This is a genomic window from Flavobacterium agrisoli (assembly GCF_016522065.1).
Lineage (GTDB): Bacteria > Bacteroidota > Bacteroidia > Flavobacteriales > Flavobacteriaceae > Flavobacterium > Flavobacterium agrisoli.
Genome location: NZ_JAEHFV010000002.1, coordinates 374686 through 400289 on the forward strand (window position 1 = coordinate 374686; position 25604 = coordinate 400289).

Genomic DNA, 25604 nt, shown 5'->3' on the forward strand with positions numbered 1-25604 from the left:
AGTATGAAGTGCGTATTAGTAACAGGAGGGTCTAGAGGAATTGGGAGCGCCATTTGCAAAAAATTGGCTCTTGAATCTGACTATCATATCCTGATTAATTATCATTCTAACCAAACCGCCGCCGAAGCAACTTTGCAAGAAATTCAACAAGCGGGTGCAACTGGCGAAATTTTACGTTTTGATGTGGCCAATTGGGAAGAAACACAAACGGTTTTAACCCAATGGCAAGAAGCAAATCCGGATGCATTAGTAGAAGCCATTGTGAACAACGCCGGCATTACCAAAGACGGTTTGTTTATGTGGATGACACCTCAAGATTGGAATGGCGTGATGAACACCAGCATAAACGGTTTTTTTAATGTTACCCAGTTTTTTATTCAAAAAATGTTACGTAATAAATACGGTCGTATTGTAAATATCGTTTCGGTTTCGGGTGTCAAAGGCACTGCTGGACAAACCAATTATTCGGCTGCCAAAGGAGCTATCGTGGCTGCTACAAAAGCCTTGGCTCAGGAAGTAGCCAAACGAAATATTACTGTAAATGCTGTTGCTCCCGGATTTATCAAAACCGATATGACTAGCGAATTAGACGAAAAAGAGTTACTAAAATTAATCCCGGTAAACCGCTTTGGAGAAGCAGAAGAAGTAGCCGATTTAGTGAGTTTTCTACTTTCAAAAAAAGCAAGTTACATTACAGGAGAAATTATCAACATTAACGGAGGAATCTATTCTTAAAAAATTACTTTAAAAAGACGATGAACAGAAGAGTTGTAATTACCGGAATGGGAATTTATTCTTGTATCGGAACTTCTTTAAACGAAGTAAAAGAATCGTTATACAACGGAAAATCGGGCATTCAATTTGACGCCGAACGCAAAGCTTTTGGATTTCAATCGGCTTTAACCGGAATGGTACCTAAACCCGATTTGAAAAATTTATTAACTCGAAGACAACGCATTAGCATGGGCGAAGAAACCGAGTACGCCTATATGGCCACTATCGAAGCCATGCAACATGCCGGAATTGATGCCGCTTTTTTTGAAAACAACGAAGTAGGCATTATGTACGGAAACGACAGCGTTTCTAAAGCCATTATTGAAGCAACGGATATTGTTCGCGAAAAAAAAGACACTGCTTTAATTGGTTCGGGTGCCATTTTCAAATCGATGAATTCGACCGTTACCATGAACCTTTCGACCATTTTTAAACTGAAAGGCATCAATTTGACCGTAAGTGCAGCTTGCGCCAGCGGATCACATGCCATTGGTTTGGCTTATTTTTTAATTAAAGGCGGCTTTCAGGACATGATTATCACAGGTGGCGCACAGGAAATTAACCCTTATGCCATGAGCAGTTTTGACGGATTAGGCGTTTTTTCGAACCACGAAAACGAACCCCAAAAAGCCTCAAGACCTTTTGATAAAGACCGCGACGGACTTATACCAAGTGGCGGAGGTGCTACATTAATTTTAGAAAGTTACGATTCGGCCGTGGCTCGTGGGGCTACTATTTTGGCCGAAATTTCGGGTTACGGATTTTCCTCTAACGGAGGTCATATTTCAACACCAAATGTTGAAGGTCCCGCTACCGCCATGCAACGTGCTTTAGACGATGCCCAATTGCAAGCAGCCGATATTGTCTATATTAATGCGCATGCAACCTCAACACCAGTGGGCGATGCCAACGAAGCCAAAGCCATTTTTGAGATTTTTGGCGAAAGCAACCCTTATGTTAGTTCGACCAAATCGATGACCGGACACGAATGCTGGATGGCGGGGGCCAGCGAAATAATTTATTCCATTTTGATGATGCAAAACGACTTTATTGCACCAAATATTAATCTAAATACTACAGACGAAGACTCGGCCAAATTAAATTTAGTTAAAACTACCTTAAATAAAAAATTTGATATATTTTTGTCCAATTCCTTCGGATTTGGAGGTACCAACTCGGCATTGGTAGTTAAAAAGTTTAAATAAAAAATGAATAAAGAAGTAATCATACAAAAAATCAATGGTTTTTTGATTGAAGAGTTTGAGGTTGATGGTGATGATATTCATCCAAATGCGAATTTAAAAGATACCTTAGGGCTAGATAGTTTGGATTATGTAGATTTAGTGGTTTCTATTGAATCTAATTTTGGAGTTAAATTAGTCGAAGCCGATTTTGCTGGCATTGCTAGTTTTGACGATTTTTATAATTTAATTGACCAAAAATTAGCCGCAAAAAAAGCATAATGAGTCAATGGGATGGCAAATCTAAAGGCACCGTTCTTGGCTATCAAATTTTTGTGTTTCTAATCAAAAATGCCGGAATTTCTTTTGCGTACTGTCTTTTGTACTTTGTCGCTTTTTATTATTTCCTATTTCTAAAAAAGAGCAATCGCGCTATATTTTACTATTTCCGAAAAAGAAAAAAATTCTCGTATTTTAAATCCAAACAAATGGTTTACAAAAGTTATTTTACTTTTGGCCAAACCATTATAGACAAAGTGGCTATTAACGCGGGTTTACGAAACAAATTTACTTACGAATTTGATGGCATTACCGTTTTAAAAAACCTGCTTGCCGAAAAAAAAGGAGGTATTTTAATTAGTGCTCATGTGGGTAATTTTGAAATTGCCGAACACTTTTTGGCCGATATAGACCCTACTTTTCAAATCAATTTGGTTACTTCCGATTTAGAACATTCGGCCATAAAAAAATATTTAGAGGGGGTTACACAAAAATCGACCGTTAAGTTCATCATCATTAAAGACGACTTATCGCATATTTTCGAAATCAATGCGGCTTTGGCCAAAAACGAATTGGTTTGTTTTACCGGCGACCGTTATTTTGAAGGGACAAAATCGCTGAAAGCATCGTTTTTAGGAAAAGAAGCTCATTTTCCGGCTGGCCCCTTTTTAATTGCTTCCCGATTAAAAGTGCCAGTTGTTTTTGTGTATGTAATAAAAGAGCCCAAACTGCATTATCATTTGTATGCCCGAACAACCGAAACAAAACACCGAGACGAACAGGCTCTTTTACAAGCTTATACTGAAAGTGTTAGCCAAATTCTTTCGCGATACCCGTTGCAATGGTTCAATTATTTTGATTTTTGGAAAAACAACAATTCGGAAAAATGCTAGTTTGCATTAGCGTAAAATGAATATATTTGATTCGATTGAATTTCTATTTTCGTTTTTAAAACTGCGAATTTACCAAATAACCAAAAGAACCGCTCCATGAAGCATGTTTTAGTAATTTATTATTCTCAGTCAGGGCAGTTGCAAACTATTGCACAAAACTTGGCCCTTCCTTTTGTAGAATCTGCCGATATTAACGTTCATTTTCATCAAATAAAAACACAAAAAGCATTTCCTTTTCCCTGGAATAAAACCACTTTTTTTGATGCTTTTCCGGAATCATTTTTACAGATTCCGACCGAATTAGAACCAATGCACGAAGCACTTAGCCAAATGAGATTTGATTTAATTCTTTTTCATTATCAAGTTTGGTATTTATCGCCTTCTATCCCCATTAATTCATTTTTAAAAAGCGAATCTGCTCAAAAAATAATGAAAAACACGCCGGTAGTCACCATTAACGGTTCGCGTAACATGTGGATTTTGGCTCAAGAAAAAATAAAAGTATTACTAAAAACAAATGGCGCAAAATTAGTCGGAAATATTGCCTTGGTTGACCGAGTGGGCAATTTAATTAGCGTTATTACCATTGTTCATTGGATGTTTTCGGGAGTCAAAAAACGCTATTTGGGCTTTTTCCCATTGCCAGGTGTTTCGGAAAAAGACATTCAGGAAGCTACTAAATTTGGTTTTGCCATTCGTACTGCCTTGTTACAAAACAACTTCGAATTGTTACAACCCAAACTCGTTAGTTTAGATGGCGTTCGAATAAGTTCGTATTTGGTAACGGTAGATAAAACGGCCAATAAAATTTTTAAAAAATGGTCCACCTTTATACATCAGCATCCCAAACAACGAAAACAACTTTTGAAACTATTTTCGGTGTATTTGTTCTTGGCTATATGGATAATCTCGCCAATAGTCTATATATTGCATCTTATTACCTATCCATTTAAACGAAATAAAATAAAAAAAGAAACTCAATATTATCAAGGAGTTTAGTAGAAGCCCAACACATACTATGTTTGACGTATACATTACCAAAGCAGCAAAATACCTACCCAACCAACCCGTTTCGAACGAAGAAATGGAAACCTATTTGGGCTTGATTAACGATACCGCTTCTAAAGCGCGTCGCATTATTTTGCGAAATAATAAAATTGTGAGTCGCTACTATGCCGTAGATAAAGAAGGAAATAGCACCCACACCAATGCCGAATTAACCCGCAATGCCATTGCACAATTATTTGATGCCGATTTTAGCGCCCAAGAATTAGAAGTACTTTCGTGCGGAACTTCATCGCCCGATGTTTTGGTTCCTTCGCATGCCGCCATGGTACACGGTTTGCTCAAAAACAAATCGGTAGAACTGAATTCGTCGATGGGAATTTGTTGCTCGGGCATGAATGCTTTAAAATACGGCTTTCTTTCTATCAAATCCGGAAATTCTAAAAATGCCATTTGCACTGGGTCTGAAAAAGTTTCAACCCGACTCGCTGCTCAAAAATACAACCACGAAATCATCAACTTAAAAAGTCTAGAAGAACAACCTATTATAGCTTTTAAAAAAGATTTTTTACGCTGGATGCTTTCTGATGGTGCCGGCGCTTTTTTACTAGAAAATCAACCTCGAGGGCCCGTTTCTTTAAAAATTGAATGGATGGAGGCTTTTTCGTATGCTTACGAATTAGAAGCGTGCATGTATGCCGGAGGTGAAAAATTGGCCAACGGCGACATTAAACCGTGGAATGATTTTTCGCCCGAGCAATGGCTAAACGAATCTATTTTTTCGGTAAAACAAGATGTGAAATTATTAGACGAATTTATTTTGCCAAAAGGCGTTCAAAGCATGTGCGAAGCGTTAGAAAAACATCAAATTACAGCCGATAAAATTGACTATTTTTTACCCCATGTTTCTTCGTACTATTTTGTAAACGGCCTTCAAAAAGGTTTACAAGAAAAAGGAGTAGATATTGCGGAAGAAAAATGGTTCATGAACTTGTTAACCGTAGGCAATATTGGTTCGGCTTCAATCTACATTGCACTAGAAGAACTCATGAATTCGGGTAAATTAAAAAAAGGCGAACGCATTTTGTTAAGTGTACCCGAAAGTGGTCGTTTTTCGTTTGCCTATGCCTATTTAACCGTTTGCTAAAACAAATATCATGGTGTTAGATAAAGATAAAGTAGCCCAATTGATTCCGCAAAAATTTCCTTTCGTAATGGTAGACAGCATGCTGACTTTTTCAGAAACCGAATTGGTAGCAGGTTTTACCATTAATCCTGAGGCTGTTTTTATTCAAAACGATACCTTTTTAGAAGCCGGTTTAATCGAACACATGGCGCAAACAGTGGCGCTACATACTGGTTATCATTTTTTTTTAAAAAACGAAAAAGCACCCACAGGTTACATTGGCTCCATCAAACAAATTGATATACAAAAATTGCCAAAAGTACACGACAGCATTCAGTCTAAAATAACCATTTTACAAGAATTTGCAGGTGTAACTTTAGTCGATATTGTAACCACTTTAAATAATGAAGAAATTGCCAAAGGACAAATGAAAACCGTTTTGGCTAAATCATAACAAAATGGAAACGGCTATCAACATTCAAAATTATTTACCTCACCGAGCACCAATGCTAATGGTGGATTGTATATTAGAATTAGATGTCGAAAGCGTAACAACTCGTTTTAAAATCAAAAAAGATACGATTTTTGTAACTAAAAACGTTTTTATTGAAGCGGGATTAATAGAAAATGCTGCGCAAACCTGTTCTGCCATTGTAGGCAAAAAGTATTTTTTTGAAGAAGATGGTACCGAAAACGAGCAGGTGAGTGTAATTGGTTTTATTAGTGCTTTGAAAAAAGTAAAAATCCATTCGCTTCCAAACGTTAACCAAACCATTACCACTAAAGCGACTTTAGTTTCTAAATTTGTCGGTGACGATTATACTTTGTGCGCGATGAGTTGCACCATTTTTTTAGCCACCACTGTGCTTTTAGAATGCGAAATGAATTTGTTTATTCAAAAGACAATTACACCAAAAGTTTGATTTTAATCCGCTATCATGGAAAAAGAAAATGTACCACAGCACGATCCTAATTTGAGTAAAAAAGACTTAAAAGAATTGGTATATGCTACCGACGAAAACGGCAATTACACCACGGCATTAAGTACGGGTTGGGAGCCCAAAGCCATCGCACTTTCCAACGCAATCGACGATATAAAAGAACGCGCTGAAGAAGCCAAACTGAAAGTGAAACGTGGCGAAGTGAGTCCGATTTGCTATTATATGGAACTCCATAAAATGGATCTTTCTATTCTGGCAGGATATGTAGAAATGTGGAAATGGCGCGTAAAAAGACATTTTAAGCCTGCTGTTTTCGCTAAATTAAGTGACAAAACTTTACAAAAATATGCTACTGCTTTTGACATTTCATTAGCCGAATTAAAAAATTTTAAAACCGATTAATGCAAGTTACTTTTACACATCATCAGGCTGCTCATTGTGAAAACGGAGTAGCATCGAACCTTTTAAAAAACAACGGACTGAACATCAGCGAACCGATGGTTTTTGGTATTGGTTCCGGGCTTTTGTTCGTGTATTTGCCTTTCTTAAAAGTCAATCATGCACCGGCCATCAGTTATAGAACCTTGCCTGGACACATTTTTAATAAAGTCGCCAAACGTTTACACCTTACCATAAAAAGACAAAAATTTTCTTCTGTAGCCAATGCGAATAAAGCATTGGAAGAAAATTTAAAAAATAACATTCCCACCGGATTACAAGTCGGGGTGTACAACCTTACTTATTTTCCAGACGAGTATCGTTTTCATTTCAACGCGCACAATTTAGTGGTTTACGGAAAAACCGAAACCGATTATTTAATTAGTGATCCGGTGATGCAAACCGTTACCACATTAACGCACGCCGAATTAGAAAAAGTGCGTTTTGCTAAAGGTGCGTTTGCGCCAAAAGGACAAATGTATTATCCCATTCAAATTCCGAAAGAAATTGATTTTAAAAGTGCCATTATCAAAGGAATTAAAAATACCTGTCGCGATATGCTGGCTCCTATGCCCATAGTCGGTGTTCGCGGAATTCGATTGGTTTCCAGAAGAATTCGAAAATGGCCAGCCAAACACGGCGTTCGAAAAGCAAATCACTATTTGGCACAAATGGTTAGAATGCAGGAAGAGATTGGAACCGGAGGCGGTGGTTTTCGATTTATTTACGCCGCGTTTTTGCAAGAAGCATCCGTTATTTTAGGCAATGAAGAATTAAAAGACCTTTCTAAAGAAATGACGCAAATTGGTGATTTATGGCGTGATTTTGCGGTAGAGGCTTCTCGCATTTACAAAAACCGAAGCGCTAAAGAAGATGCTTATAACGCAATTGCAGATGCGCTTTTAGACATTGCCAATCGTGAGGAAATCTTTTTCAAAAAATTAAAAAAAGCAATTAGTTAAGTAAGTCAAACGTTTTAAAGTCATAAGTCAAAATACTGATAAAACCATTAAAAAACATATAACCTTTAAAATAGCACATTATATAAATCTCGTATCATATCTTGAAAACCATTATCAAAATAGAATCTCTTTCGAAAAAGTATAAAGATGCCGATCAGTTTTCTTTGAACGATGTTTCGATGGAAATAAACGAAGGTCAGATTTTTGGATTATTAGGACCAAACGGCGCCGGAAAAACCACTTTAATTTCGATGCTCTGCGGATTGATAAAACCAACTTCGGGCGTTTTTTTGATTGATGATTTAGACTATCAGCATCATGCTGCAAAAATCAAAAAAATTATTGGTGTTGTTCCTCAGGAATATGCTTTGTACCCCACTTTGACCGCTAGAGAAAACTTGCACTATTTTGGAAGTATGTATGGTTTAAAAGGTGCTGATTTGAAAGATAAAGTAATAGAAACTTTAGACCTTTTGGGACTTTTAAAATTTGCTGACAAACGTATTGAAACCTTTTCGGGCGGAATGAAACGCCGTGTCAATTTGATTGCTGGAATTCTGCACAATCCTAAAGTTTTGTTTTTGGATGAGCCAACCGTTGGTGTTGATGTTCAGTCTAAAAATGCCATTTTGGATTATTTGAAAATATTGAATCAAAACGGCACTACGATTATTTACACCTCGCATCATTTGGCTGAAGCCGAAGATTTCTGCACCCATATTGCCATTTTAGACCGTGGCAAAATTTATGCAAAAGGAACGCCGTCAAGCTTAATTGAAACTACCGAAAACGCGCGAAATCTCGAAGACGTTTTTATTGCATTAACCGGAAAAGAATTGCGAGATGGTATATAAATTAGCACAATCCATAATCAAAGAATTTCTGCTTTTAAAGCGCGATATTGGTGGCTTGCTTACCCTTTTTGTCATGCCCTTGATTTTGGTTATCACCGTAACTATCATTCAGGACAGCACTTTTAAATCGGCCACACAATCCAAAATTCAAATTCTTTTGGTGGATAACGATCACGGAAAAATCGCGCAATCGGTTTTCGAAAATTTAGGTAAAAGCCATTCTTTTGAAGTCATTTCCCAAGTCAAAGACAAAAAACTAACCGAATCCTTGGCTCAAGAATTGGTAAACAAAGGAGAGTACCAATTGGCCATTGTGATTCCGGAAAACCTGAGCAAGACATTGCAAAACAAAATCGAAGAAAATGTCACCCAAATTGTGAATAGTGTTGGCATGAACGATTCGGTTACTTCCATTTCCAAAACAAAATCTACTCCAAAAGAAGTTAAACTTTATTTTGATCCTGCGGTACAAAACAGTTTCAAAGACGGCGTGATGAATGCGGTAGATAAAATGATTTCGCAAATAGAAACCCAAACTATTTACAGCGCTTTTCAAGAACAATTAGGCGAAGAAACCATTCATTTTCAAGAAGATAAGCTCATCACTTTTAAAGAAATTGTTCCCAAAATTAACAATCAAGAAATCCGCCCGAACTCCGTACAACACAATGTGCCTGCTTGGACGTTATTCGCCATTTTTTTTATTGTCATCCCGCTTTCCATCAACATTGTAAAAGAAAAATCACAAGGCACTTTTGTACGTTTGCTTACCAATCCGGTTTCGAATGCTATTGTTTTGGGAGGTAAAACTGTTTTGTATTTGGTCATTTGCCTAATTCAGTTTTTAATGATGCTTGCCCTGGCCGTTTATTTTTTTCCACAAATTGGCTTACCACCTTTGCACCTCAACGGTCATTTGTTTTTGATGACTGTCGTAACGTTATTTGCTGGATTAGCCGCCATCGGTTTTGGCTTATTAATTGGAACATTTGCAAAAACACAAGAACAATCGGCACCTTTTGGAGCAACTAGTGTCATCATTTTAGCAGCCATTGGCGGTGTTTGGGTACCCGTTTTTGCTATGCCCAAAATTATGCAAGTTTTTGCCAAAGCCTCTCCTATGAATTGGGGACTCGAAGCATATTACGATGTTTTGTTGCGCCAAGCTTCTTTCCTCGATATTTTGCCAAATTTATCTTTGCTATTTTTGTTTTTTCTATTCACCACGTCTATCGCTTTGTATTATGAAAAAAAGAAAAGAGCTGTCTAACGAAGTCGAAGCGTTGACGGTTTCACACCAAATCAGAATTCGTTTTAATGAAACCGATCCGCTCGGAATTGTTTGGCACGGCCATTATATTACCTATTTTGAAGATGGAAGAGAAGCTTTTGGTCGCCAACACGGACTGACCTATTTGGATATTGCTGCAACAGGCTACACCACACCAATTGTAAAATCGACCTGCGAACATAAATTGTCATTGCGCTATGGCGATGTGATCACAATAGAAACCAGCGTTGTTGATACGCCAGCCGCCAAAATCATTTATCGTTTTAAAATTATAGACGAAAAAGGAGAAATTGCTTGTACAGGCGAAACCGTTCAAGTATTTTTAGATAAAGAAGGAAATTTAATGTTGACCAATCCTCCTTTTTATGAGGAATGGAAACGGAAAGTGGGATTGTTGAAATAGACACAAATTTCAGGAAATAGCACAAATTAAAAAATAAATAATCTGTGTCAAATCTACCAAATCTGCGTATCATAAAAACCATACAGGAATAATCATAAAATGTTAAGAGAAATATACATTACAGAAACGAATTGTATCACGCCATTAGGTTTTGATGTTGCATCCAACATCGAAGCGATTCTTCGTGGTGATTCCGGGATTCAGTTGCATAATGACATTTCTTTGATGCCTAATTCATTTTATGCTTCGATTATCAGCGATGAAAAAATAAACCCTGCTTTTGAAAAAATCAGCTCGGAAACCAACTATTCCCGCTTAGAGAAAATGATGATTTTGGTTTTAGAGCCGATAATCAAAAATTCGAGAGTTGATTTGAATTCGAAAACCGCTTTTATACTTTCAACAACAAAAGGAAATGTAACGGCTTTAAAAGACAATTCTGAAGAAAGTTTCAACAATGCGCATTTAGCTATTTTAGCTCAAAATATTGCGAATTTCTTCGGATTTCAAACGCAGCCAATTGTAGTTTCAAATGCCTGCGTTTCCGGAATTTTAGCCATTTCTGTGGCAAAAAGAATGATTCAGTCGGAGCTTTATGATCACATTTTTGTCGTTGCCGGCGATGAAGTATCCGAATTTGTATTGTCTGGTTTTAATGCTTTTCAGGCCATGAGCAATTTGCCTTGCAAACCGTATTCTAAAAACAGAACCGGAGTAAGTTTGGGTGAAGCAACAGCTGCTGTTTTAGTTTCGGCGGAAGCCAAAAATGCTACAATTAAAGTAATTGGCGATAGTTCAATCAACGATGCCAATCATATTTCCGGGCCTTCAAGAACTGGTGAAGGTTTATTCAGAAGTATTCAGAATGCAATGAAAGAAGCAAAAATTGAAGCCAATAAATTAGATTATATTTCCGCGCACGGAACTGCAACGCCTTACAACGACGAAATGGAAGCGATTGCCTTGAATCGTTTGGATTTACAAAATGTTCCGGTAAATAGTTTAAAAGGATTTTACGGTCATACGTTGGGCGCTTCGGGATTATTGGAAACGGTAATTGCAATTGAATCGGCAAATAAAAATATGCTTTTTGAATCGAAAGGTTTTGATGAAATTGGTGTGAGTGAAACTGTAAATGTTATTGAGAAAAATAAAAAAGCGACTATTGAATATTTCCTGAAAACAGCTTCTGGATTTGGAGGTTGTAATACGGCTGTTGTTTTTGAAAAGATAAAATGAGAGATGGAAAATAATGAAACTAAATTTATAATTTATAATCATCCAAGCGGAAATGTTAGGGTTAATGTTATTGTGCAAGATGAGACTGTCTGGATCACGCAAAAAGGTATGAGTGAGTTATTTGGTACTACACCTCAAAATATTACACTACACCTCAAAAACATTTATGAATCTGAAGAATTGCAAGAAAATTCAACTTGTAAGGAAATCTTACAAGTTCAATTTGAAGGTAATCGTAAAGTTTCAAGAAATCAAAAATTTTACAATTTAGATGCTATTATTTCGGTTGGATATCGTATAAATTCAGCAAAGGCAACTCAATTTAGAATATGGGCAACCCAAACTCTAAAAGAATATATAGTCAAAGGTTTTGTACTAGATGATGAACGGTTAAAACAAGGGCAAACCGTTTTTGGAAAAGATTATTTCAAAGAATTATTACGCAGAGTTCGTTCGATTCGAGCCAGCGAACGTCGCATTTACCAACAAGTAAGTGATATTTTTGCAGAATGCAGTATTGATTATGATAGAAATTCAGAAGTTACCAAAAACTTTTATGCTATGGTTCAAAATAAGTTTCACTTTGCTATAACTGGAAATACTGCTGCAGAAATTATTCATAAAAATGCTGACAAGGAAAAGGAGAATATGGGTCTTACTACTTGGAAAAATGCTCCTGATGGAAGAATCATAAAATCAGATGTTATAGTTGCTAAAAACTATTTACAAGAGAAAGAAATAACTCAACTAGAAAGAACAGTTACAGGTTATTTCGATTATATAGAAGGTTTGATTGAAAGAGAAAATACTTTCACAATGGAACAATTAGCAACAAGTGTAAATAAGTTTCTTTCATTTAATGAATATAAAATTCTAGAAGGAAAAGGCAAAATATCGAAAATTCAAGCTGATAAAAAAGCCATTAAAGAATATGATGAGTTCAATAAAACTCAAAAAATCATTTCAGATTTTGATAAAGAGATAAAACAAATCGGAAAGAAAAAATAAAACAATTGTCTGATAATTTTGAATATGTCTCATGACTCAAAAAACCTACATACAATCCTACATCACCATCCAAAACAACGAAATGGTTTTGAATGGAACTTCAGCATTCAAAACGGAACCAACCGATTTTGCTGATTTTGCCAAACAAGCCTATCGCAATTTTGACATTCAATATCCGAAGTTTTTCAAAATGGATGGGTTGAGTAAACTGGCTTTTTTGGGTACAGAGCTGCTTTTGAGTCCGATTATTTCTGCGGAAACAGAAAACAATATCGCTTTGCTTTTGGCCAATAAATCTTCGAGTTTGGATACCGATGTAAAATATCAAGAATCGATTTCAGACAAAGAAAACTATTATCCGAGTCCGGCAGTTTTTGTTTATACGCTGCCTAATATTTGCTTGGGCGAAATAAGTATCCGTCATCAGCTGAAAAGTGAAAATTCTTTCTTTATATTTGATACTTTCAACACGGATTTTATCTCGAATTACGCAACTATTTTACTAAATTCGGATAAAGCTGATACGGTGCTTTGCGGTTGGGTCGAATTTTTTAATGACCATTACAAAGCGTTTCTTTGCCTCATCGGTAAGGAAGAAAACACAGAATACACGAACGAAACTATCAATACATTATACAAAAACGCATCATGGAAGCATTAAAAGAAGAATTAAAAAATAAAATCATCACCACTTTAAACTTAGAAGACATTGCCGTAGAAGACATTGCCGACAACGACCCTTTGTTTGGAGACGGTTTGGGTTTGGACTCGATTGATGCCTTGGAATTAATCGTGATTTTAGATAAAGATTACGGTATTAAACTGGTTGACCCGAAAGAAGGAAAAGCCATTTTCCAATCAATCGAAACGATGGCAACTTATATTAGCGCCAACAGAACCAAATAATTGAAGATTGCTGCCTTTAGATTATGGATTTCTGAAAATCTTACTGAAATCTGAAAATGTACAACTTTGTCAAATTTTAAAACGTCGATAACGTTCACAATCTAAAATCGTAAATCTAAAATCTAAATTAGATGAAAGGAGTCGCCATAACCGGAATGGGAATTATTTCTTCGATTGGAAATTCAGTCGAAGAAAATTATATGTCGTTAATCGAAAATAAAATCGGTATTTCCCGTATTGAAAATATTCGTACGGTTCATGCTGATGTAATCCAGGTGGGCGAAATCAAAAAAACCAACGAAGAACTGGTTGCCGAATTACAGCTTTCTGAAAACAATAATTTTTCGAGAACAGCGCTGATTGGTACTTTGGCTGCCAAAGAAGCGGTTAAAAATGCCGGAATTAGCTCAATCAACGAATGTAGAACCGGATTGATTTCGGCTACGAGTGTGGGCGGAATGGACATGACCGAAACCCATTATTACGATTATTTCGAAAATCCGGAATTGATTAAATACATTTCCTGTCACGACGGTGGCGATGTGGCGGAAAAAATAGCTTCAGAATTAGGTTTAAAAGGAATGGTTACCACAATAAGTACGGCCTGTTCCTCAGCAGCAAATGCCATTATGTTGGGCGCTCGACTGATCAAAACCGGCAAATTAGATCGGGTTATTGTAGGCGGAACAGATGCTTTGGCAAAATTTACCATCAACGGATTTAAAACATTGATGATTTTATCCGATGATTATAACAAACCTTTTGACAACAATAGAAAAGGATTAAACTTAGGTGAAGCAGCCGCTTTTTTGGTTTTAGAATCAGATGAAATGGTTCAGAAATACAACAAAAAAGTATTGGCCAAAGTTTCGGGTTACGGAAATGCAAACGATGCTTTTCATCAAACGGCCTCTTCAGAAAATGGTGATGGCGCTTATTTAGCGATGAAAAAAGCTTTTGCAGTTTCGGGTTTACAACCAACTGAAATTGATTACATCAACGTTCACGGAACCGCAACGCCCAATAATGATTTATCGGAAGGAAGAGCGTTACTTCGAATTTACGAAAATGGAAAAGTGCCCGCTTTTAGTTCAACAAAACCTTATACAGGTCATACTTTAGCAGCGGCGGCTGCAATTGAAGCAGTTTATTCCGTTTTGGCCATTCAACACAATGTCATTTATCCAAATTTGAATTTCGAAATTCCGATGGAAGAATTTGATTTGAAACCGCAGACTACTTTAAAAAAGGCACCAATAGAACACGTTTTATCCAACTCTTTTGGTTTTGGCGGAAATTGTTCAACCCTTATATTTTCTAAAAGCAAATGAAAAAAACATTTATAAATGGAGTAAGTTGTATTTCGACTCAAAAAACATTTGATACTGTTTTTTTAGAAAAAGCTGTAGTTAATACAAACGAAACGGTTCTTTCGATTGTTCCTCCGGTTTACAAAGATTATATTTCTCCTGCCGCAATTCGCCGAATGGCAAAAGGTGTCAAAAACGGAATCGTAGCTTCGGCTTTGGCGATGAAAGATGCGAACATCGAAAATGTTGACGCGATTATTACCGGAACGGGTTTGGGATGCATCGAAGATTCTGAAAAATTCCTGAAAAATATTCTGGACAACAACGAAGAATTTTTAACGCCAACTTCTTTTATTCAGTCGACTCATAATACTGTTGGTGCACAAATCGCACTTTCATTAGAATGCAAAGGTTACAATTTTACGTATGTCAACGGCGCCGTTTCTTTTGAGGCGGCGCTTTTGGATGCCAAAATGCAGATTGAAGGAGAAGAAGCGAATTCAATTTTAGTGGGTGGTGTTGATGAAAATGGTGCATATACTTTGTCTCTTTTTAAATTAGCCGGAAGAATCAAAAAAGAAAGCGATCTACCTTCCAACGTTTTAAATGCTAATTCAACCGGCGTTGTGTATGGCGAAGGCGCGAGTTTTTTTGTATTAGAAAATGAACGAAAAGAGTCAACTTATGCTGAAATTTTGGATGTTGAAATTAAAAACAAACTGGAAGAAACCGAAATCGAATCGGAAATAATTACGTTCTTAAGAAACAATAATTTACAAATCTCCAATCTTGATGCTGTTGTTTTAGGTTTTGACGGAAATTTAGAATCGGATATTTTTTATAAAAATCTAGCTGAAAATACTTTTGACCAAACACCGCAATTGTATTACAAACATTTGTGCGGCGCATACGACACCGCTTCGGCTTTTGGACTGTGGATAGCGTCAAAAATTTTAAAAACGCAGGAAATTCCGGAAATTGTAAAAGTAAATTCGGTTACAAAATCAGCTTATAACACCATTTTATTATACAATCAGGTAAACGGAAAAAATCATAGTTTTACGTTACTTTCCAAATGATAACGCATAAAAACATATCTGTTTTTTTTATATTTTTATTGCTTTTACTACTTCTTCTGAATCTTTACACGGCAATACATTTTGGGTGGTTTGTTTTAATTCTTTTGATTTGGTTGGGAATAAATGCCTTTGGTTCTGCTCGAATTTCTTCGAATTATCATGTAAAAGCGTTCTGCCATAATCCGTTAGAAACAGAAAAAAAAATCGCTTTAACTTTTGATGATGGCCCAAGTGAATTTACTTTGGAAGTTTTAGAAGTTTTAAAAAAATACAATGCCAAAGCTACCTTCTTCTGCATTGGAAAAAATATCGAAAAACATCCAGAAATTCTTGAAAAAGTGATTGCTGAAGGTCATTTAGTGGGAAATCATTCGTACAGTCATGCTACTTTTTTCGACTTATATCATGAAGATAAAATAACAGATGAACTCCGAAAAACAGACAAATTACTGGAAAAATACACCTCCAAAAAAATCAACTTTTTCCGTCCGCCTTATGGAGTCACGACACCTTCGATTCGAAGAGCTTTGAAAATTACAAAACACAAAGTAATCGGTTGGAATATTCGTTCGCTTGACGGCGGCACAAAAAATCAACAATTAATTTTGAACCGAATTAAAAAACGAATTTCTCCCGGCGGAATTGTACTTTTGCACGACACGGGAAAGCACTCTGTTTTGGTATTGGAACAGTTTTTGCAATTTTTACAGCAAAACAATTATGAAGTGGTTTCTGTGGAAGAACTTTTGAATCTTAAAGCTTATGCGGACTAAACTATTTTTATTCTTTTTTATACTAATCGGCTTGAATGTATCGGCGCAAGAACAAAAAATGACCGAGGCCGAAATTAGCACTTTTAAGCAACAAGTAAATGTGGTTTCGAAAAAAATCAAAACCTTAAGTACCGATTTTGTTCAGTACAAACATTTGGATTTTCTGTCAAAAGACATTGAAACTTCAGGGAAAATGTATTTTAAAGAACCGGCGTTGTTGTCTTGGCAATACAAAAAACCATATAATTACAGCATCGTTTTCAAGAACGGAAAAATTCTGATTAACGACGAAGGAAAGAAAAGTGCGGTTGATATTGGCAACAGCAAAATCTTTGCAAGAATTAACAAATTGATTGTTGGAAGCGTGAGCGGCAACATGTTTGACGATGCGGCATTTACGATTTCGTATTTTAAATTGAAAGGTAAAAATCTGGCAAAATTCATTCCGAAAGAGGCGACTTTGAAAAAATACATCAAACAAATTGAACTGACTTTTGATAAAGAAGATGCTAGTGTGGTTCAGGTAAAATTGCTGGAATCCTCTGAAGATTATACCCGAATTGTACTAAAAAATAAAGTAATCAATGCAAAAATCGACGAATCCGTTTTTACTAATTAATTGCTTTTGGCTGCTTGTTTTGGTTTCTTGCAGTTCGGTTTCAAAAAACTATACACCAAAAGAATTAGACCAAACCAAAATTGAAGTTCCTTATTTTGCCAATTCGAAAAACGATTATGTTTACAAAACTAATATTTCGGTGTACGGTCACGAAATGTCTGGGATTTTCATTGCCAAAAAAATAAACTATACCACGCACCGTGTTGTTTTTACTACCGAATTTGGCAATAAACTACTCGATTTTGAAATTTCTGAAAACGATTTTAAAATCCATTCAATAGTATCAGAATTAGACCGAAAAATCCTGATTAACACTTTAAAAGAAGATTTTCGATTGTTATTAAAACAAGATTTTAAAATTGAGCAAGCTTTTGAAAATGAAAACTTTATCATTTACAAATCAGCCGATGGTAATCAGGATAACTATCTTTTTTTAACTAAAAAAGAGTCGAAATTGGAAAAAATCATTCGTGCCTCTCACACAAAAGAAAAAATAACAATTACTTTTACTTCCGAAAACGATAGTTTTGCTCAAAAAGTCGTCATTTTACATCAAAACATCAAGTTAAAAATCGAGTTAAATTATTTTAAATCAGAATAAAACAATTCTTAATTCTAATCTTAAACCAAATAAAATGAAAAAAATTACCCTAATCGCTTTTGTATTTTTAATGAGTCTTGTGAAATTACAGGCGCAAGTAACCGTAAGCCCCGGAATTCGAGGCGGTTTAAACATTTCAAACCTGACCAATTTTGACAGCGATCCTAAATCAGATTTTTATGCCGGGGGTTTTGTAGCGATAAAATTCAATAAATATTTTACACTTCAGCCTGAATTGACTTATACGCGACAAGGTGCAGAAGTTCGTGAATTTGAAATTGGAGGACCGGGATCGCGTACTGTAAATTACGATTTAAATTATATCTCTATTGGAGCTGTTGCTAAATTTCATTTTGGCGGAGGCGGATTTCATATTTTAGGCGGTCCTTCATTAGATATTAAAACAGATGATAATTTTCCTGCATACGATTATAATCCTATTGGAACCGACTTTTCAATTGTTGGAGGTATTGGGTATACTTTACCGAACGGATTAGGTTTTGAAGCACGATTTAAACAAGGTTTAATCGATATTTACGGATACGATGGTATTGATAGCAACTACTATTATGATGATCTTATCTTAAATACCGTTTTCCAATTTGGAATTAGTTATACGTTTAAAGTGAAATAAACTATGGTTTTAAAAGACTTTTACCAAATACTTTCGGAAGAAAAAACAGCAGATGCCAAACATACGATTACGATTTTGGTTAATGAAAAACACGAAATTTTCAAAGGTCATTTTCCGGGAAATCCGATTATGCCTGGTGTTTGCATGATTCAGATTATTAAAGAAGTAACCGAGAACTTGACGCAAAAAACGTTGATGATGCAAACACTTTCTAATGTCAAATTTATGGCTTTAATTAATCCCGAAGTGAATCCGGAACTGCGTTTGGAATTGGACATTAGCCTAACCGAAGACAATTTGGTAAAAGTAAAAAACACCACCTATTTTAACGATACCGTTGCTTTGAAATTGAGTACAATTTTTAAAAAAATATAAAGATGAAACTGCTGCTAACATTGTTATTGTGGGTAAATTTTGTAGGTGCTCAGGATTTGACTGAAATTAGAAAAATATACCAAACTGTAACCAAATCGGATGCAAATGCTAAAGAATTCACAGCAAAATTAACTGGTATTTCGACAGATGACGAACCCATTTTAGTTGCCTATAAAGCGGCTTCGATTTTGTTAGATTCGAAGCTCGAAAAAAAAGTACAAGACAAAATGGATCGCTTTAAAGAAGGTGCGTTACTTTTAGAATCTACCGTAAAAAAACAACCGACTAACATCGAAATCCGTATGATTCGATTGAGTATTCAGGAAAATGTTCCGCCGATAACCGGTTACAAAAAAAATATCAAAGAGGATAAAAAATTCCTGACGGATCATTATGCTTCGCAAAATGCAGCCTTAAAAGCCTATTTAAAAGATTTTGTTTTACAGTCAAAAAGTTTCTCCGAAAAAGAGAAGCAATTTGTAAAGTAAACTCATATAAACCTCATGAAATCACAGCAAGAATTGCTTCGTTCGACTAACTATTGCGTTATTGTTCCCACCTACAATAATCAAAAAACACTGAAAAAAGTAGTGGATGCTGTTTTAGATTTCACCACAAATATCATCATCGTCAATGATGGTTCAACTGATTCTACGAGCGAAATTTTAAAATCGTATTCGCAGTTAACACAAATTCATCATCCGCAAAATTTAGGAAAAGGACGTGCGCTTCGAAATGGTTTCAGAAAAGCATTAGAACAAAATTTTCAATACGCCATCACCATCGATTCTGACGGGCAACATTTTGCTTCCGACATTCCGAAATTTATTGACGAAATTCAAAAAGAACCCAACTCACTTTTAATTGGAAGCCGCAACATGACACAAGAAGGTGTACCCAAAAAAAGCAGTTTTGGTAACAAATTCTCGAATTTTTGGTTCAAGTTCGAAACCGGGATTAAGCTCGACGACACTCAGTCTGGTTTTCGTTTGTATCCGCTTCTGTTGCTTCCAAAACGATTTTACACCAATAAATTTGAGTTTGAAATTGAAGTAATAGTACGATCGGCATGGAAAGGAATTACAGTAAAAAACATTCCGATTCAGGTTTTGTACGATCCTGCCGAGCGGGTTTCGCATTTTCGCCCGTTTCGTGATTTTACCCGAATCAGCATTCTAAATACGGTTTTGGTCACCAATGCTTTGCTCTACATCAAACCGCGTGATTTTTTTAGAAAAGCAAAAAAAAAAGGATTTAAAAAATTCTTTCTCGAAGATATTTTAGAAAGTAATGATTCTAATTTCAAAAAATCGGCATCCATTGCCTTGGGAATTTTTATTGGGTTTTCGCCTTTTTGGGGCTTTCAGACCATTTTGCTTTTTACTTTTGCCGCCTTATTCAAACTCAACAAAGTCATTGCTTATCTGGCTTCTAATGTGAGTTTCCCACCTTTTATTCCGTTTGTAATTTATGGATCTCTTAAAATGGGAAGCTTTTTTGTTGCTAATGATTCCATTTTAATTTTAGACAGTTCGCTCACATTTGATGATATTCAAAAAAATGCTACACAATATATCGTAGGAAGTCTTATTTTAGCATCCGTTTCGGCGCTAATCGTTGGTTTGATTAGTTATTTACTTTTAACGGCTTTCTCCCAAAAAGCGGTCGAAAAAATATAGTTATTTTTGCCATTAGTATTGGGTAAAATTCTCCTTAAATCATGCATCACTACTTTTACGCCATTCATTTATTTGTAACTCGAAGAAAATCGCTATCGGTTTTTTTGGCTGTTTTGATGCTTTTTATGTTCGGATTTTTCGCTTCTCAAATCAAATTTGAAGAAGACATTACCAAATTAATTCCAACAAACGATAAGGCTGATGTTACCGCTAAAGTTTTAAAACAACTCAATTTTGCAGATAAAACCACCGTTATTTTCAAACTCGAAAAAAAAGGTTCTGTCGATGATTTGAAAGAAATGGCGACTGCCTTTTCAGACAGCGTTTCCAACTCCTGCAAACCTTTCATCAGCGGAATTCAAGGAAAAATTGACGAAGAAAACATTCAGGAAACGATTGATTTTGTTTACCAAAACCTGCCACTTTTTCTAGATGAAAAAGATTATGCGAGCATCGAATACAAACTGCAAAAAGACAGCATTGCCGCAACGGTTCAGGGAAATTACAAATCGATTATTTCGCCTTCCGGATTTATTACAAAAGATTTTATACAGCGGGATCCGTTTGGGATTTCGTTCATTGCTTTAAAAAAATTACAGCAACTTAATCTAGGTGACGATTTTACGCTCGAAAATGGTTTTGTAATGACGAAAGATAAAACCAAATTATTACTTTTTATCACTTCCAATATTCCATCAAGCGAAACGGCTAAGAATACCATTTTTGCTGAAAAGTTGAAATCGATTCAGGAAAATCTAAATACGAAATTTAAAGGAAAAACTTCGATTAGTTATTTTGGTTCAGCTTTAATTGCGGTTGCCAATGCTAATCAAATTAAGCATGATATCATTTTGACCACATCCATCGCGATGTTTACTTTAATGTTGATTCTGATTTTATTTTACCGTAAAATCCTGATTCCGATTATCATTTTTATTCCAACACTGTTTGGTGGTTTGTTTGCGGTGGCATTTTTATACTTTGTAAAGGAACAAATTTCGGCCATTTCGCTCGGAATTGGCTCAATTTTACTCGGAATTACGATCGATTATTCCATTCATATTCTTACGCACTACAAACACAACAGCGATATTAAAACCTTGTACAAAGACATCACGATGCCGGTCATCATGAGCAGTTCGACCACGGCGGTTGCTTTTTTATGTCTGCTTTTTGTAAAATCAGATGCGCTAAATGACCTTGGCATTTTTGCTGCCGTAATCGTTATGGCTTCGGCTGTTTTTTCGCTTTTGATTGTTCCTCATTTATATAAACCAAACGGAAATCCGACAGAACAAAAGAAAAATGTAATCGATAAACTGGCGCATTTTTCTTTTCATAACAATAAAATCTTAATCGGACTTTGTGCTATCATTACGATTATTTGTTTTTTCACATATAATAATGTCGGATTTAATAACGATTTATCGCAACTGAATTTTATTCCGAACGAAATCAAAGCTGCCGAAAAACAATTGGAAGAAAGTACGAGTTTAACTTCCAAAACCATTTATGTCGCATCGTACGGAAAAACGATGGAAGAAGTTTTACAACACAACAGCCGACTTTTTAAAGATTTATCGAAAGAAAAACAACAAGATAAAATTTTAAACTTTAGTTCTGTTGGCGGTATTGTGCTTTCGCAAAAAGAACAAATCGAAAAAATCAAGAAATGGAATTCGTTCTGGAATTCACAGAAAAAACAATTCGTACAATCGGAATTAATTGCTGAAAGCGCTAAACTTGGCTTTAAACCTTCGACTTATACGTTGTTTTTTGATCATTTAGATTTTGATTTCAAACCCATTTCTGCGGCTGAATTCCTCAAAATCAAAGCGCTTCATTTACAAGAATTCATAACCGAAAAAAATGGTTTTTATACGATTTCAACTTTAGTAAAAGTATCGCCAAAACAACGAGACGCTTTTGTAAAATCGGCTTCAACTAAAGAAAATATAATTGCAATCGATCGTCAGCAGATGAACGAAACGTTTTTCAGCACTTTAAAAACCGATTTTAATTCACTGGTAAATTACTCTTTTCTTGCTGTAATTTTAATTCTGTTTTTCTTTTTCAGAAGAATCGAATTGGTAATTGTTAGCTGTATTCCGATTGCGTTAACGGGAATTGTAACCGCAGGAATTATGGGCATTTTTGGCATTCAGATGAATATTTTCAGTATGATTGTGTGTACCCTTATTTTTGGTCACGGAGTTGATTTTAGTATTTTCATGACCAGTGCGCTTCAAAAAGAATATACGACCGGCAAAAATGAAATAGCAATTTACAGAACCTCGATAATTCTAGCGGTTATCACGACCATTTTAGGAATTGGTGCCCTGATTTTTGCACAACATCCTGCTTTAAAATCCATTTCATCGGTTTCGTTAATTGGGGTTTTTGCAGCGCTAATTATCACGTTTATCTTCTACCCGATTTTGTTTAAACTGGTAATATCGAATCGACCAGAAAAAGGAAATCCGCCTTTTCAGTTGCCCACTTTTGTTCATGGTGTAATTTCGTTTGCTTATTACGGTTTGGGCGGCATCGTAATGTCGGTTTTCAGTTTTACGATTATGCCGATTTTACCTTTTAGCAAAAAATCAAAAATGAAAGCTTTCCGATATGTGATTTCAAAATTCATGAAATCGGTCTTGTATTCCAATCCGTTTATTCGCAAAAAAGTAGTGAATAATTTCAATGTAACGTTTGAAAAACCGGCCGTAATTATTGCCAATCATGCTTCATTTTTAGACATTTTAGCGATTGGGATGCTGAGTCCGAAAATCATTTTCTTGGTAAGCGATTGGGTGTATAACTCACCTATTTTTGGCGGTGTGGTGAGAAAAGCTGGGTTTTATCCCGTTTCGGAAGGTTTGGAAGGTGGAGTTGAACATTTACGAAAAAAAATAGAACAAGGTTATTCTTTAATGGTTTTTCCTGAGGGAACCCGTTCCGAGAGCAACGTCATCAAACGATTTCATAAAGGCGCTTTTTTTCTAGCGGAAACATTCAATTTGGATATTCTCCCGATTGTAATTCACGGCGCTTCGGAGTTAATTCCGAAAGGCGATTTTGTTATTCATCACGGAAAATTAACGGTTACGATTTTAGAAAGAATTACACCCGAAAATCATTCGTTCGGGAAAAATTATACCGAAAGAACCAAGCAAATCAGTACCTTTTTCAAAACCAAATTTCATAAAATCCGACAAGAATTAGAAGGCCCAGATTATTTCAAAAAAATGCTTATTGCCAGTTACGATTATAAAGAAAATGACGTTGTACAACTTGTAAAACAAGATGTAAAAACAAATTTAGAAACCTATTACCTTTTAAATCAGTATCTTTCGGCGAAAGCTAAAATTCTGCATTTAGCCAACGATTACGGGCAACTGGATGTTTTACTGGCATTACAGGAACCACAGCGAAAAATAGTTTCTTTTATAAATGATGAAGAAAAACGCGCGGTAGCCAAAACCAATTATTCAGCTAAAAAGAGAAAAATAACGTATCTCGAAAAATTAGAATTGCCACTTGAAAATCATTACGATGCAGTTCTAATTTCCAGCGAAAGTTATCAAGAAGAAATCAAAAAAATAATTCCAGTTGCTTCTTCTATAATTTTAGTGAATTGTTCCCGCTTGAAAAATCAGTTAACCGATTTTGAAATTGTTGCCGAAGAAAATGCTTTAATCGTTTTAAAGAAAAAAGGATGAAAAAACAGTACGATGTAGTCATAATTGGCAGCGGTTTAGGCGGATTGGTTTCGGCTATCATTCTGGCAAAAGAAGGCTACAGCGTTTGTGTGCTCGAAAAAAACAATCAATTTGGCGGAAATCTTCAGACATTTGTTCGGGACAAAACCATTTTTGATACTGGTATTCATTATATCGGAGGTTTAGGTAAAGGACAAAATCTATATCAATATTTCAACTATTTGGGTATTGTCGATCAATTAAATCTGAAACAATTAGACAAAAATGCATTCGATATTATTTCTTTTGAAGAGGATAATACCGAATATCCGCATGCACAGGGTTTCGAAAATTTCATTGAACAACTGACAAAATATTTCCCTGAAGAAAAAACAAATCTTAAAAATTACTGCAAAAAAATCAAATCCGTCTGTGCCTCTTTTCCGCTTTATAATGTAAACTCGGAAGGCCAATATGGCCCTGAAATTTTTACGCTAAATACAAAAGAAACCATCGCATCTTTTACCCAAAATGAAAAGCTCCAAGCAATTTTGGCAGGTTCTAATTTTCTATATGCGGGCATTGCCGATAAATCGCCTTTTTATGTACATGCCCTCATTACCAACTCCTACATCGAAAGTGCCTGGCGCTGTATCAATGGCGGCAGTCAGATTACCAAACAATTGTTGAAGCAGCTTAAAAAAAACGGTGGCGAATTTTACAAACACAAAGAAGTAATCCGTTTTGCAGTCAATAATAATCGGGTCCATTATGTTGAATTAAAAGACGGAACAACAATCGCAGGCTCTCTTTTTATTTCGAATATTGAACCGAAAACAACTTTGAGAATGGTGGGACAGGAAAACTTTAGAAAGCCCTTTTTTAACCGCATTCAAAATCTTGATAGTGTACTTTCAGCATTTAGCTTGTATATTGTTTTTAAATCCAAAACGTTCAAGTATATCAATCATAATTATTACCATTTTAAAAGTGCAGATGATGTTTGGACTTCTTATGATTATGATGAAAATTCGTGGCCAAAAACCTTTATGGCTTCGATGAATGCTTCTAAAAAAGAAGAAATCTGGGCCGAAGGCATGACCTTTTTAACGTACATGAAATATGAAGATGTCTTGCCTTGGGCCGATACGTTTAATACCGTTGCCCAAGAAAATAATCGTGGCGAAAGTTATGAAGAATTTAAAAACAGAAAAGCATCGAAATTTTTAGACAAAATCGAAAAAAAATTTCCCGGAATAAAAGACTGCATTCAATCGATTCATACCTCAACCCCGCTTTCGTATCGCGATTATATTGGAGGCGACCGGGGAAACATGTATGGTTATGTTAAAGATTCAAATGATCCGATGAAAACTATGATTCCGTCAAAAACCAAATTAGACAATTTGTATCTAACCGGGCAAAGTATCAACATGCATGGCGTTTTAGGCGTTACTATTGGTGCGGTAATCACTTGTGCAGAAATTGTTGGAAAAGAATATTTGATGACTAAAATTAAGCAGGCTAATACTTAAA

The 25604-nt window shown here is 35.7% G+C and carries 28 protein-coding genes; all 28 read left to right on the forward strand.

The features are described from left to right. The first annotated feature begins 3 nt into the window (after positions 1–3). The 28 genes from fabG to I5M07_RS06790 all read left to right on the forward strand — a co-directional run bounded on the left by fabG (position 4) and on the right by I5M07_RS06790 (position 25603). Positions 4–735: a 3-oxoacyl-ACP reductase FabG gene (gene fabG, locus I5M07_RS06655; protein WP_200105438.1), complete on the forward strand. Its 732-nt coding sequence runs from the start codon at positions 4–6 to the stop codon at positions 733–735. 20 nt (positions 736–755) lie between these two features. Next, complete coding sequence (locus I5M07_RS06660; protein ID WP_200105439.1) at positions 756–1979, forward strand: beta-ketoacyl-[acyl-carrier-protein] synthase family protein; 1224 nt, start codon at positions 756–758, stop codon at positions 1977–1979. A gap of 3 nt (positions 1980–1982) precedes the next feature. Continuing rightward, positions 1983–2237: an acyl carrier protein gene (locus tag I5M07_RS06665; protein ID WP_200105440.1), complete on the forward strand. Its 255-nt coding sequence runs from the start codon at positions 1983–1985 to the stop codon at positions 2235–2237. After that, on the forward strand, positions 2237–3127 hold the full coding sequence (locus tag I5M07_RS06670) for an LpxL/LpxP family acyltransferase (protein WP_200105441.1): 891 nt from the start codon (positions 2237–2239) through the stop codon (positions 3125–3127). Before I5M07_RS06665 ends, I5M07_RS06670 begins: the two co-directional genes overlap by 1 nt. Positions 3128–3223: 96 nt before the next feature. Beyond that, positions 3224–4126, forward strand: coding sequence for a dialkylrecorsinol condensing enzyme DarA (locus tag I5M07_RS06675; RefSeq protein ID WP_200105442.1), 903 nt, complete (start codon positions 3224–3226; stop codon positions 4124–4126). Positions 4127–4145: 19 nt separating this feature from the next. After that, entirely contained in the window at positions 4146–5279 is a 1134-nt protein-coding gene (locus tag I5M07_RS06680) for a beta-ketoacyl-ACP synthase III (protein WP_200105443.1), read from the forward strand. A gap of 10 nt (positions 5280–5289) precedes the next feature. After that, the gene (locus I5M07_RS06685) at positions 5290–5712 is read left to right on the forward strand and encodes a hypothetical protein (protein ID WP_200105444.1); all 423 of its coding nucleotides are present in this window, start codon (positions 5290–5292) and stop codon (positions 5710–5712) included. 4 nt (positions 5713–5716) lie between these two features. Continuing rightward, positions 5717–6181, forward strand: coding sequence for an ABC transporter permease (locus I5M07_RS06690; RefSeq protein ID WP_200105445.1), 465 nt, complete (start codon positions 5717–5719; stop codon positions 6179–6181). 15 nt (positions 6182–6196) lie between these two features. Next, a complete protein-coding gene (locus I5M07_RS06695; protein WP_200105446.1) occupies positions 6197–6601 on the forward strand; it encodes a hypothetical protein in 405 nt (134 codons plus the stop codon). After that, on the forward strand, positions 6601–7599 hold the full coding sequence (locus I5M07_RS06700) for a BtrH N-terminal domain-containing protein (protein ID WP_200105447.1): 999 nt from the start codon (positions 6601–6603) through the stop codon (positions 7597–7599). The genes I5M07_RS06695 and I5M07_RS06700 overlap by 1 nt, the downstream gene beginning before the upstream one ends. A gap of 101 nt (positions 7600–7700) precedes the next feature. Further along, the gene (locus tag I5M07_RS06705) at positions 7701–8453 is read left to right on the forward strand and encodes an ABC transporter ATP-binding protein (RefSeq protein ID WP_200105448.1); all 753 of its coding nucleotides are present in this window, start codon (positions 7701–7703) and stop codon (positions 8451–8453) included. Further along, entirely contained in the window at positions 8443–9723 is a 1281-nt protein-coding gene (locus I5M07_RS06710; RefSeq protein WP_200105449.1) for an ABC transporter permease, read from the forward strand. Before I5M07_RS06705 ends, I5M07_RS06710 begins: the two co-directional genes overlap by 11 nt. After that, positions 9698–10147 (forward strand): acyl-CoA thioesterase, encoded by a 450-nt coding sequence (locus I5M07_RS06715; protein ID WP_200105450.1) that lies wholly within the window; start codon positions 9698–9700, stop codon positions 10145–10147. Before I5M07_RS06710 ends, I5M07_RS06715 begins: the two co-directional genes overlap by 26 nt. Before the next feature lie 99 nt (positions 10148–10246). After that, on the forward strand, positions 10247–11386 hold the full coding sequence (locus tag I5M07_RS06720; protein ID WP_200105451.1) for a beta-ketoacyl synthase N-terminal-like domain-containing protein: 1140 nt from the start codon (positions 10247–10249) through the stop codon (positions 11384–11386). Between the two features lie 3 nt (positions 11387–11389). Continuing rightward, complete coding sequence (locus I5M07_RS06725; RefSeq protein WP_200105452.1) at positions 11390–12394, forward strand: virulence RhuM family protein; 1005 nt, start codon at positions 11390–11392, stop codon at positions 12392–12394. A gap of 31 nt (positions 12395–12425) precedes the next feature. After that, entirely contained in the window at positions 12426–13055 is a 630-nt protein-coding gene (locus I5M07_RS06730) for a 3-oxoacyl-ACP synthase (protein ID WP_200105453.1), read from the forward strand. Further along, positions 13043–13300 (forward strand): phosphopantetheine-binding protein, encoded by a 258-nt coding sequence (locus tag I5M07_RS06735; RefSeq protein WP_200105454.1) that lies wholly within the window; start codon positions 13043–13045, stop codon positions 13298–13300. Before I5M07_RS06730 ends, I5M07_RS06735 begins: the two co-directional genes overlap by 13 nt. A gap of 131 nt (positions 13301–13431) precedes the next feature. Continuing rightward, the gene (locus tag I5M07_RS06740; protein ID WP_200105455.1) at positions 13432–14631 is read left to right on the forward strand and encodes a beta-ketoacyl-[acyl-carrier-protein] synthase family protein; all 1200 of its coding nucleotides are present in this window, start codon (positions 13432–13434) and stop codon (positions 14629–14631) included. Next, positions 14628–15689, forward strand: a complete 1062-nt coding sequence (locus tag I5M07_RS06745) for a beta-ketoacyl synthase N-terminal-like domain-containing protein (protein ID WP_200105456.1) — start codon at positions 14628–14630, stop codon at positions 15687–15689. Before I5M07_RS06740 ends, I5M07_RS06745 begins: the two co-directional genes overlap by 4 nt. A 113-nt stretch (positions 15690–15802) precedes the next feature. Then, positions 15803–16462: a polysaccharide deacetylase family protein gene (locus I5M07_RS06750; protein ID WP_233621976.1), complete on the forward strand. Its 660-nt coding sequence runs from the start codon at positions 15803–15805 to the stop codon at positions 16460–16462. Continuing rightward, the gene (locus I5M07_RS06755) at positions 16452–17081 is read left to right on the forward strand and encodes a LolA family protein (RefSeq protein ID WP_200105458.1); all 630 of its coding nucleotides are present in this window, start codon (positions 16452–16454) and stop codon (positions 17079–17081) included. Before I5M07_RS06750 ends, I5M07_RS06755 begins: the two co-directional genes overlap by 11 nt. After that, positions 17047–17682, forward strand: a complete 636-nt coding sequence (locus I5M07_RS06760; protein WP_200105459.1) for a hypothetical protein — start codon at positions 17047–17049, stop codon at positions 17680–17682. The genes I5M07_RS06755 and I5M07_RS06760 overlap by 35 nt, the downstream gene beginning before the upstream one ends. Positions 17683–17716: 34 nt before the next feature. Further along, on the forward strand, positions 17717–18316 hold the full coding sequence (locus I5M07_RS06765) for a porin family protein (protein WP_200105460.1): 600 nt from the start codon (positions 17717–17719) through the stop codon (positions 18314–18316). 3 nt (positions 18317–18319) lie between these two features. Beyond that, positions 18320–18691, forward strand: coding sequence for a hotdog family protein (locus tag I5M07_RS06770; protein WP_200105461.1), 372 nt, complete (start codon positions 18320–18322; stop codon positions 18689–18691). Between the two features lie 2 nt (positions 18692–18693). Further along, on the forward strand, positions 18694–19179 hold the full coding sequence (locus tag I5M07_RS06775; RefSeq protein WP_200105462.1) for a hypothetical protein: 486 nt from the start codon (positions 18694–18696) through the stop codon (positions 19177–19179). A gap of 15 nt (positions 19180–19194) precedes the next feature. Next, the gene (locus tag I5M07_RS06780; RefSeq protein WP_200105463.1) at positions 19195–20370 is read left to right on the forward strand and encodes a DUF2062 domain-containing protein; all 1176 of its coding nucleotides are present in this window, start codon (positions 19195–19197) and stop codon (positions 20368–20370) included. A 41-nt stretch (positions 20371–20411) separates the two neighbouring features. Next, a complete protein-coding gene (locus tag I5M07_RS06785) occupies positions 20412–24089 on the forward strand; it encodes a 1-acyl-sn-glycerol-3-phosphate acyltransferase (protein WP_200105464.1) in 3678 nt (1225 codons plus the stop codon). After that, complete coding sequence (locus I5M07_RS06790; RefSeq protein ID WP_200105465.1) at positions 24086–25603, forward strand: phytoene desaturase family protein; 1518 nt, start codon at positions 24086–24088, stop codon at positions 25601–25603. The genes I5M07_RS06785 and I5M07_RS06790 overlap by 4 nt, the downstream gene beginning before the upstream one ends. Position 25604 lies beyond the last annotated feature (1 nt).

Excerpts from the sequence above, each read along its gene's own strand:
- fabG (WP_200105438.1), top strand. The coding sequence starts at position 4 with ATGAAGTGCGTATTAGTAACAGGAGGGTCTAGAGGAATTGGGAGCGCC.
- I5M07_RS06660 (WP_200105439.1), top strand. The coding sequence starts at position 756 with ATGAACAGAAGAGTTGTAATTACCGGAATGGGAATTTATTCTTGTATC.
- I5M07_RS06665 (WP_200105440.1), top strand. The coding sequence starts at position 1,983 with ATGAATAAAGAAGTAATCATACAAAAAATCAATGGTTTTTTGATTGAA.
- I5M07_RS06670 (WP_200105441.1), top strand. The coding sequence starts at position 2,237 with ATGAGTCAATGGGATGGCAAATCTAAAGGCACCGTTCTTGGCTATCAA.
- I5M07_RS06675 (WP_200105442.1), top strand. The coding sequence starts at position 3,224 with ATGAAGCATGTTTTAGTAATTTATTATTCTCAGTCAGGGCAGTTGCAA.
- I5M07_RS06680 (WP_200105443.1), top strand. The coding sequence starts at position 4,146 with ATGTTTGACGTATACATTACCAAAGCAGCAAAATACCTACCCAACCAA.
- I5M07_RS06685 (WP_200105444.1), top strand. The coding sequence starts at position 5,290 with ATGGTGTTAGATAAAGATAAAGTAGCCCAATTGATTCCGCAAAAATTT.
- I5M07_RS06690 (WP_200105445.1), top strand. The coding sequence starts at position 5,717 with ATGGAAACGGCTATCAACATTCAAAATTATTTACCTCACCGAGCACCA.
- I5M07_RS06695 (WP_200105446.1), top strand. The coding sequence starts at position 6,197 with ATGGAAAAAGAAAATGTACCACAGCACGATCCTAATTTGAGTAAAAAA.
- I5M07_RS06700 (WP_200105447.1), top strand. The coding sequence starts at position 6,601 with ATGCAAGTTACTTTTACACATCATCAGGCTGCTCATTGTGAAAACGGA.
- I5M07_RS06710 (WP_200105449.1), top strand. The coding sequence starts at position 8,443 with ATGGTATATAAATTAGCACAATCCATAATCAAAGAATTTCTGCTTTTA.
- I5M07_RS06715 (WP_200105450.1), top strand. The coding sequence starts at position 9,698 with ATGAAAAAAAGAAAAGAGCTGTCTAACGAAGTCGAAGCGTTGACGGTT.
- I5M07_RS06720 (WP_200105451.1), top strand. The coding sequence starts at position 10,247 with ATGTTAAGAGAAATATACATTACAGAAACGAATTGTATCACGCCATTA.
- I5M07_RS06725 (WP_200105452.1), top strand. The coding sequence starts at position 11,390 with ATGGAAAATAATGAAACTAAATTTATAATTTATAATCATCCAAGCGGA.
- I5M07_RS06730 (WP_200105453.1), top strand. The coding sequence starts at position 12,426 with ATGACTCAAAAAACCTACATACAATCCTACATCACCATCCAAAACAAC.
- I5M07_RS06735 (WP_200105454.1), top strand. The coding sequence starts at position 13,043 with ATGGAAGCATTAAAAGAAGAATTAAAAAATAAAATCATCACCACTTTA.
- I5M07_RS06740 (WP_200105455.1), top strand. The coding sequence starts at position 13,432 with ATGAAAGGAGTCGCCATAACCGGAATGGGAATTATTTCTTCGATTGGA.
- I5M07_RS06745 (WP_200105456.1), top strand. The coding sequence starts at position 14,628 with ATGAAAAAAACATTTATAAATGGAGTAAGTTGTATTTCGACTCAAAAA.
- I5M07_RS06755 (WP_200105458.1), top strand. The coding sequence starts at position 16,452 with ATGCGGACTAAACTATTTTTATTCTTTTTTATACTAATCGGCTTGAAT.
- I5M07_RS06760 (WP_200105459.1), top strand. The coding sequence starts at position 17,047 with ATGCAAAAATCGACGAATCCGTTTTTACTAATTAATTGCTTTTGGCTG.
- I5M07_RS06765 (WP_200105460.1), top strand. The coding sequence starts at position 17,717 with ATGAAAAAAATTACCCTAATCGCTTTTGTATTTTTAATGAGTCTTGTG.
- I5M07_RS06770 (WP_200105461.1), top strand. The coding sequence starts at position 18,320 with ATGGTTTTAAAAGACTTTTACCAAATACTTTCGGAAGAAAAAACAGCA.
- I5M07_RS06775 (WP_200105462.1), top strand. The coding sequence starts at position 18,694 with ATGAAACTGCTGCTAACATTGTTATTGTGGGTAAATTTTGTAGGTGCT.
- I5M07_RS06780 (WP_200105463.1), top strand. The coding sequence starts at position 19,195 with ATGAAATCACAGCAAGAATTGCTTCGTTCGACTAACTATTGCGTTATT.
- I5M07_RS06785 (WP_200105464.1), top strand. The coding sequence starts at position 20,412 with ATGCATCACTACTTTTACGCCATTCATTTATTTGTAACTCGAAGAAAA.
- I5M07_RS06790 (WP_200105465.1), top strand. The coding sequence starts at position 24,086 with ATGAAAAAACAGTACGATGTAGTCATAATTGGCAGCGGTTTAGGCGGA.